Consider the following 7546-nt stretch of genomic DNA (forward strand, 5'->3'; position numbering starts at 1 on the left):
CGCGCAGCGCGGCCAGCCCCCGGGCCGTCGCCTCCCGGGAGGCGACGGTGTGGAACAGCCGGCGCACCCACGGCGACCGCGCGACCGCCGCCGTGGTGATCTCGTGGGCGCGGATGTGGTCCGGGTGGCCGTAGCCGCCCCGGTCGTCGTAGGTGACCACGACCTCGGGGCGGAGCTCGTCGAACACCGCCAGCAGCTGGTCCACCTGCTCGGCCACGCGCCCCTGGACGAACGCCCGGGGGTGTTCGGCCGACGACGTCCCCGCCATGCCGGAGTCCCGCCACCTGCCGATCCCGCCGAGGAACCGGTGTTCGGTCCACCCGAGCGCGGCCCCCGCCGCGGCGAGTTCCCCCGCGCGGTAGCCGCCGAGCTGATCACCCGCCCAGGCCCCGAGCTGGTCCAGCCCGGCGGGGATGATCTCGCCCTCCTCGCCCAACGTGCAGGTCACCACCGACACGTGTGCGCCCTCGGCGGCGTACCGGGCGATCGTCCCGCCCGTCGTGATGCTCTCGTCGTCGGGGTGCGCGTGGACGAACAGCACCCGATGTTCAGCGGCAGCGGTCACGCCTTCAGCGTAACGACGCACGCGGAGCGCGACCGAACCGCGACCCGGAGGTCACCGATTGGATTCAGTTCTTTCGTCGTGTCCACATACCGGGACGGCTCCGTTATCCTCCCCTGAAGTGATGGCAAGGGACACGTCACGGTGAGAGGCACTCGTGCGGGACCGTCTTCTGATCGCGCTCAGTCGCGGGCTATGCTCCCGTATCACTCGTACGGAGCACATCGCGAGGTATCACCGTTGCATCACGATTGCTCTCCGGAGCGACTAACGCCCCGTAACAGTGCCTAGCGTGCGGCCCACGGCGAGCGTCCGGTCACATCGACGGCTCACCGCGAAGGAAGAGATCGCCTCTGACCCCCTGATGGCGTCCAGCAAGGAGATTCAATGTTGAGAAGCAAGTCACGCGTGGCGCGCTACGCCGCGCTCGTCGCCGGGGCCTCCCTGGTGCTGGCCTCGTGCGGCGGTGGCGGCAACGGCGACGGCGGCGAGGGCACGACCGGCCAGGCGTTCGCCGACTGTGACGCCAACCCGAACACCTGCAACGAGGCCGCCCCGGACCAGCTGCAGGACGGTGGCGAGATCACCTTCGCCATGGAGAAGAACGTCGAGAACTGGAACATCACCTCGTCCGAGGGCAACGTTCTCGACACCGCCATGGCGATCAAGACCATCCTGCCGCACACGTTCTACACCAAGCCGGACTTCACCCCCGCGCTGAACGAGGACGTGTTCGAGTCCGCGGAGATGACCAACGAGGACCCGCAGACGATCGAGTACAAGATCCGGCAGGACGCGGTCTGGAACGACGGCACCCCGATCAGCGTCGAGGACTTCCAGTACAACTGGAAGGTCATGAACGGCGAGGACTGCCCGGAGTGCGCCCCCGCCACCACCGGCGGCTACGACCGTGTCGAGTCCATCGAAGGCTCCGACGACGGCAAGACCGTGACGGTGACCTTCGCCGAACCCTACACCGACTGGAAGTCGCTGTGGTCGTCGGACAACCCGCTGTACCCGGCGCACATCGCCGCCGAGCACGGTGACCTGGAGACCGAGGACGGCCTCGCCTCGGCCTTCGAGTGGTTCGGCCAGAACGTGCCCGACTACTCCGGCTCCGCCTACAAGATCGCGGACTGGCAGAACAAGGAAGCGCTCACCCTGGAGCCGAACGAGAACTTCTGGGGCGAGCAGCCGAAGCTCGACCGCGTGGTCTTCCGCGTGATCACCGACGCGGCCCAGGAGCCCTCCGCCCTGCAGAACGGCGAGGTGGACGTGATCTACCCGCAGCCGCAGGTGGACCTGGTCAACCAGATCCGCAACATCCCGAACGTCTCCTCCTACATCGGGGAGGGACTGACCTGGGAGCACTTCGACTTCAACCTGAGCAACGAGTTCCTGTCGGACAAGCCGCTGCGGCAGGCGCTGTTCACCGCCGTGGACCGGCAGGGTCTGATCGACAAGACGGTGGGTCAGTTCACCGACGGCCTGGAGCCGCTGAACAGCCACATGTTCGTGCCCCAGCAGGAGGGCTACAAGGACGTCGTCTCGGACACCGGCCAGGGCAGCGGGAACGTCGAGGAGGCCAAGAAGATCCTCACCGACGCGGGCTACACCCTGGAGGGCGGCCAGCTCACCAACCCCGACGGTGAGGACGTCGCGCCGATGGACATCCGCTACACGGCGGGCAACCAGATCCGCAAGGACCAGTCGGAACTGTTCGCCAACGCGGCGAAGCAGTTGGGCGTGACGGTCAACGTCAACCCGACCGACGACCTCGGCGGAACGCTGATCGAGGGCGAGTACGACATCATGGTCTTCGCCTGGGTCGGCAACCCGTTCCCGTACGGCAGCGCCCAGCAGCTGTGGCACTCCGAGTCGGACAGCAACTACGGCGGCTACCAGAACGAGAAGGTCGACCAGCTGCTCACCGAGGCGGCGGCCGAGACCGACACCACGGTCGCCAACGAGAAGCTGAACGAGGCGAACGCGCTCATGGCCGAGGACGCCTACGTGCTGCCGCTGTACCAGAAGCCGACCTTCCTGGCGGCGTACGACAACATCGCCAACATCCGCGGGAACTCGACGCTGGACAGCCCCACCTACAACATGAAGGAATGGGGCCTCCGGGCCGAGTGACGCACGGACGTCGCACCGTGTGAACACTTAGGGGCTACCGCCGGACACGCTCCGGCGGTAGCCCCGCCCGATTGATCACCTTTTACGGACGTACGCTGCACCAACGGCGATTCCGCCACAAGCGGCGACGCCGCACGACGACCCGGACACAGCAGGGAAAACCTCCATGCTCGCCTACGCACTGCGCCGGTTACTGATATCGGTGCCGATTCTTCTCGCCTCGACGTTCGTCGTCTTCGTGATGTCGGCACTGTCGGCGAACCCGCTCAACGCGCTCCAGACGCGGACCCCACCACCACCGCCCCATGTCATCGAACTCGAACGCCAACGGCTGCATCTGGACGAGCCGTTGCTGGAGCGTTACTGGAACTGGCTCCTGGGGCTCTTCCAGGGCGATTTCGGACCGTCGGTCCACTCGACGATGGACATCGGCAGCGAGGTGATCGACCGGTTCGGGGTCACCTTCCGGCTCATCTTCCTCGCGATGTTCGTCGCCCTGATCCTCGCCATCATCGTCGGCGTGATCAGCGCGGTGAAGCAGTACAGCAAGGTCGACTACTCCGCCACGTTCTTCGGTTTCCTCTTCCTGGCGATGCCCTCGTTCTGGTTCGCCATCCTGCTCAAGGAAGCGGGCATCAGCCTCAACAGGTCGGTCGGCGACCAGGTCGTCTACACCATCGGCGACTCCTCGGTGCACGTCGCGGGCGGACAGTGGGACCAGTTCCTGGACGTCCTCGGCCACATGATCCTGCCGACCATCTCGCTCGCGCTGTTGTCGTTCGCCGCGTGGAGCCGCTTCCAGCGCGCGTCCATGCTGGAGGTCCTCAACAGCGACTACGTCCGCCTGGCACGCGCCAAGGGGCTGCGCCGCGGCACCGTGATGCGCAAGCACGCCCTGCGGACCGCGCTGATCCCGCTGACCACGGTGACCGCGCTCGACCTCGGCACGATCCTGTCCGGAGCCGTGGTCACCGAGAACGTCTACCAGTGGCGGGGCGCGGGCAGCTTCCTGCTGGACTCCATCAAGACCGGCGACGTCTACGCCATCCAGGCGTGGCTGCTGATCTCGGCGGCTTTCATCATCCTGTTCAACCTCATCGCCGACCTGCTCTACGGCGTACTCGACCCGAGGATCCGTTATGCCTGACACGACCGGGAGCGGCGCCGAGACCACCGTGTCGGCGTCCGACGACACCCGCACCGAGCCGACCCCGACGAAGACCTCGTCCCCGGCCGAACGCGAGTTCACCGTCGCCCAGCGCAGCCAGGCGCAGATGGTGCTCAAGCGGTTCTTCCAGCACCGGCTGGCCGTGGTGAGCCTGATCGTGCTGATCTCCGTGCTGCTGCTCGCCTTCGTCGGCGGCTGGCTGTGGAAGTACGACGTCGGCGACATCACCGGGGACGAGTCGCAGCCGCCGTCCTGGGAGCACCCGTTCGGCACGGACGCGGTGGGCCACGACAGCTTCGCCCAGGTGCTGCGCGGCACGCAGATCTCCGTCGGTGTGGCCGTGCTGGTGGCGGTGTTCTCCACCATCATCGGCACCATCTGGGGCGCCGTCGCGGGCTACTACCGCGGCTGGTTGGACACGGCGCTGATGCGCGTCGCCGACCTGGTGCTCACCCTGCCGCTGCTGGCGGTGGCCGCGGTGCTCGGTGAGGTCGCCGGAGGCAGCTGGTGGCTGATCGCCGTGGTCATCGCCGGCCTCTACTGGGCCTACGTCTCCCGAGTGGCCCGCGGGGTCGTGCTGTCGCTACGGGAGAAGGAGTTCATCGAGGCGTCCAAGGCGCTCGGGGCCGGGGACCTGCGGATCATCTTCAAGCACCTGGTGCCCAACGCACTCGGTTCGGTGATCGTGAACGCGACGATCCTGGTGGCGATCGCGATCCTGATCGAGACGTCGCTGTCCTACCTCGGCTTCGGCGTCCGTGCCCCGGACACCTCGCTCGGCCTGCTCGTCAGCGACAACCAGACGGCCGTGTCCACCCGGCCCTGGCTGTTCTACTTCCCGGGCCTGTTCATCATCGTCATCGCCCTGACGATCAACTTCATCGGGGACGGACTCCGCGACGCGTTCGACCCCCAGCAGACCAAGGTGCGCGCATGACAACTACCGACACCACTGCGACGACGGCCGATCCCGTCCTCGAGGTGGCGGACCTGACCGTCCAGTTCCCCTCCGAGGAGGGGCTGGTCCAGGCCGTCCGCGGTGTGAACTACGAGCTCCGCCGCGGCGAGGTCCTCGGCATCGTCGGCGAGTCCGGCTCCGGCAAGTCGGTGACCTCGCTCGCCGTGATGGGCCTGCTCGCCGCCAACGCCCGCGTCTCCGGCTCGGTCCGCTTCGGCGACACCGAGCTGCTGGGCGCCGACGACAAGAAACTGTCCAAGGTCCGCGGCAAGAACATCGCCATGGTGTTCCAGGACCCGATGACCTCGCTCAACCCCGTCTACACCATCGGTGACCAGATCGCGGAGACGATCCTGGCGCACAACGACATCAGCAAGGACGCGGCCCGCGAGCGCGCCGTCGAACTGCTGGAGCTGGTGCGCATCCCGAACCCGCGGCAGCGGGTCAAGGCCTACCCGCACGAGCTCTCCGGCGGGATGCGGCAGCGGGTGGTGATCGCGATCGCGATGGCCAACGAGCCGGACGTGATCATCGCCGACGAGCCCACCACGGCCCTGGACGTCACCGTGCAGGCGCAGATCCTGGAGGCGCTCCGGACGGCGCAGCAGGAGACGGGCGCGGCGATGGTGCTGATCACCCACGACCTGGGCGTGATCGCCGGTCAGGCCGACCGGGTGCTGGTGATGTACGCGGGGAAGGTCGTCGAGTCGGGCACCGCCGACCAGGTCTTCTACACCCCGCGCATGCCCTACACGCTCGGCCTGCTGGGCAGCCTGCCGCGGCTGGACGTCAAGGCGGACCGGCTGAACCCGATCTCCGGGTCACCCCCGTCGGTGGTCAACATGCCGCCCGGGTGCCCGTTCAGCCCCCGCTGCCCGCTGGCCGAGGACGTCTGCGAGGCCGAGGAGCCGGCACTCGAGCCGGGGTCCGACCCCGCGCACGAGGCCGCGTGCCACTTCGCCCACCGGGTCGAGGGCCACGAGCCCGCCGACTTCTTCCGCCCGAGAACCGAGGACCCCCTGCCTGCCGGCACGAACGAAGGCGAGGCAACGACATGACCGAGGCATCGACCGCCCCGACACCCACGGAGTCCGACGGGCAGCCGGTGCTGTCCGCGCGCAACGTCGTCAAACACTTCCCCGTGCACAGCGGGGGCATCCTGCGGCGCAAGGTCGGCGACGTGCACGCGGTCTGCGACGTCTCGTTCGACATCTATCCGAACGAGACGCTCGGACTCGTCGGCGAGTCCGGTTGCGGCAAGTCCACCACCGCGCGGGTGGTGCTGAACCTGCAACCCGCCACCGGGGGCGAGGTGCTGTTCCAGGGTGCGGACCTGAACAGCCTCTCCGCCAAGGAGATGCGCACCCTGCGGCGCAGTCTGCAGATCGTGTTCCAGGACCCGTACGCCTCGCTGGACCCGCGGCTGCCGGTCAACGAGATCATCGCCGAGCCGTTGCGCATCCACGGCCTCTACGGGTCCGACGGACCCGAGCGGGTGCGGGAGCTGCTGAACACGGTGGGGCTGCGTCCGGAACACGGGAACCGGTTCCCGCACGAGTTCTCCGGTGGGCAGCGGCAGCGCATCGGCATTGCCCGCGCGCTGGCCCTGGAGCCGAAGGTGCTCGTGCTCGACGAGCCGGTGTCGGCGCTGGACGTGTCCATCCAGGCCGGGGTGCTGAACCTGCTGCAGGATCTGCAGTCCCGGTTGGACCTGTCGTACCTGTTCGTCTCGCACGACCTGTCGGTGGTGCGGCACATCGCCGACCGGATCGCGGTGATGTACCTCGGCAAGATCGTCGAGACGGCGCCCGCCGAGGAGCTGTTCCAGCGGCCGACGCACCCGTACACCCAGGCGCTGATCTCGGCGATCCCGGTGCCGGACCCGCGCAAGGAGCGCACGCGGGAGCGCATCGTCATCACCGGTGACGTGCCCAGCCCGTCGGACCCGCCGAGCGGGTGCCGGTTCCGCACGCGCTGCCCGAAGTTCGCGAACGAGCTCACCGAGGGCCAGCGCACCCTGTGCGTGGAGCAGGAGCCGGAACTCGTCGACCGCGGCCACGGCCACCCCTCGGCCTGCCACTACGCCGAGGAGGCCAACCTCCTCTGACCCCGCGCTCCGGCGTGTGCCGTGAGGGGCACTTTCCCTGCATGTGTCGCAGGGAAAGTGCCCCTCGCTGCGTCTGACGCAGCGAAAGTGCCCTTCACGGCAACACCCGGGGGACGCCGGTGGTCAGCGGGGGGCGCGGGTCCAGTTGACGGCGGAGGGGAAGGGGCCCTTGAGGGGTGGGCCCGGGGTGACGCCGGAGACGCCCGAGCCGACGGCCAGGGTGTCGGCGAGTTGGAACAGCGGGATCGAGACCGTGCTGTCCCAGAGTTCCGGTTCCACCGACGACAGGGTCTCCGCGATCGGGGTCTCGCCGGACAGGGCCGCCTCGATCTCCGGCTGGAGGTCCGGGTCGCAGAATCCGGCCGGGTTGGCGGGGGTGGTCGTGGCGGGTTCCCCGTCCCGGCGCCCCTCCTCGCCCGTGCCGTCACCGTCGGTTCCGTCCCCGTCGGGGGCGTCACCGGAGTTCGTGTCCTTGCCGTCGGTGCTCCCGTCACGGTCGGTACCGGTGGAGGTCTCCGGGGTGGACGTGGCGGACCCGTCCGTGCCCTCCCCGGCGTCCCCGGTGCCGTCCCCGGCGCTGTCGCCGCCGCCGGTGTCGTCCGCCGCGTCCGC

6 protein-coding genes and 1 pseudogene are annotated in these 7546 nt (G+C 68.6%); 5 read left to right on the forward strand and 2 right to left on the reverse strand.

Annotated features, from left to right (window positions below; genetic code table 11):
* Window positions 1-541: N-acetyl-1-D-myo-inositol-2-amino-2-deoxy-alpha-D-glucopyranoside deacetylase (mshB, locus tag ACTIR_RS21640; RefSeq protein WP_199285570.1), on the reverse strand; the 541-nt coding region annotated here is incomplete at its 3' end.
* Window positions 542-949: 408 nt separating this feature from the next.
* Here mshB and ACTIR_RS0104160 point away from each other — a divergent pair.
* The 5 genes from ACTIR_RS0104160 (at window position 950) to ACTIR_RS0104180 (ending at window position 6934) form a co-directional block, all read left to right on the forward strand.
* Window positions 950-2701, forward strand: a complete 1752-nt coding sequence (locus ACTIR_RS0104160; RefSeq protein ID WP_026453324.1) for an ABC transporter family substrate-binding protein — start codon at window positions 950-952, stop codon at window positions 2699-2701.
* A 166-nt stretch (window positions 2702-2867) separates the two neighbouring features.
* Entirely contained in the window at window positions 2868-3848 is a 981-nt protein-coding gene (locus tag ACTIR_RS0104165; protein WP_026453325.1) for an ABC transporter permease, read from the forward strand.
* On the forward strand, window positions 3841-4806 hold the full coding sequence (locus ACTIR_RS0104170) for an ABC transporter permease (protein ID WP_026453326.1): 966 nt from the start codon (window positions 3841-3843) through the stop codon (window positions 4804-4806). The genes ACTIR_RS0104165 and ACTIR_RS0104170 overlap by 8 nt, the downstream gene beginning before the upstream one ends.
* Entirely contained in the window at window positions 4803-5885 is a 1083-nt protein-coding gene (locus ACTIR_RS0104175) for an ABC transporter ATP-binding protein (protein ID WP_007024349.1), read from the forward strand. Before ACTIR_RS0104170 ends, ACTIR_RS0104175 begins: the two co-directional genes overlap by 4 nt.
* Entirely contained in the window at window positions 5882-6934 is a 1053-nt protein-coding gene (locus tag ACTIR_RS0104180; RefSeq protein WP_026453327.1) for an ABC transporter ATP-binding protein, read from the forward strand. The genes ACTIR_RS0104175 and ACTIR_RS0104180 overlap by 4 nt, the downstream gene beginning before the upstream one ends.
* Before the next feature lie 123 nt (window positions 6935-7057).
* On the opposite strand, the pseudogene ACTIR_RS27380 reads toward ACTIR_RS0104180, so the two are convergent.
* Window positions 7058-7546 (reverse strand): annotated as a pseudogene (locus tag ACTIR_RS27380) (ABC transporter family substrate-binding protein); the annotation flags it as partial.

The sequence above is a fragment of the Saccharomonospora iraqiensis subsp. iraqiensis genome (assembly GCF_000430445.1).
Lineage (GTDB): Bacteria > Actinomycetota > Actinomycetes > Mycobacteriales > Pseudonocardiaceae > Saccharomonospora > Saccharomonospora iraqiensis.